Origin of the sequence: Rathayibacter sp. AY1E8, from assembly GCF_002931415.1 — a bacterium.
Taxonomy (GTDB): Bacteria; Actinomycetota; Actinomycetes; order Actinomycetales; family Microbacteriaceae; genus Rathayibacter.
Map to the genome: position 1 here is coordinate 1 of NZ_PSVI01000127.1, position 811 is coordinate 811.

Here is an 811-nt window from a genome sequence, read left to right on the forward strand (position 1 = left end):
TTGAAGCGGGCACGCTAGTGTTCGTGGAGTCATTGTTGAAATACCACTCTGGTCACTCTGGATATCTAACTTCGGACCCTAATCGGGTTCAGGGACAGTGCCTGATGGGTAGTTTAACTGGGGCGGTTGCCTCCCAAAGAGTAACGGAGGCGCCCAAAGGTTCCCTCAACCTGGTTGGCAATCAGGTGGCGAGTGTAAGTGCACAAGGGAGCTTGACTGTGAGACTGACAAGTCGAGCAGGGACGAAAGTCGGGACTAGTGATCCGGCAGTGGCTTGTGGAAGCGCTGTCGCTCAACGGATAAAAGGTACCTCGGGGATAACAGGCTGATCTTGCCCAAGAGTCCATATCGACGGCATGGTTTGGCACCTCGATGTCGGCTCGTCGCATCCTGGGGCTGGAGTAGGTCCCAAGGGTTGGGCTGTTCGCCCATTAAAGCGGTACGCGAGCTGGGTTTAGAACGTCGTGAGACAGTTCGGTCCCTATCCGCTGCGCGCGCAGGAAATTTGAGAAGATCTATCCCTAGTACGAGAGGACCGGGATGGACGAACCTCTGGTGTGTCAGTTGTTCCGCCAGGAGCACCGCTGATTAGCTACGTTCGGAACGGATAACCGCTGAAAGCATCTAAGCGGGAAGCCGGCTTCGAGATGAGATTTCCATCCCTTCGGGGGAGAGGCTCCCAGCCAGACGACTGGGTTGATAGGCCGGATGTGGAAGACAGGACTAAAGACTGTCGGAGCTGACCGGTACTAATAAGCCGATAACTTGATAATCACTACACTCATACCGTTGTAAAGGCTGGTAGGAGTGG

1 rRNA gene is annotated in these 811 nt (G+C 54.7%); it reads left to right on the forward strand.

Features of this window, described 5'->3' with window-relative positions:
• Window positions 1-773, forward strand: a 23S ribosomal RNA gene (locus C5C74_RS16930); the annotation flags it as partial.
• Window positions 774-811 lie beyond the last annotated feature (38 nt).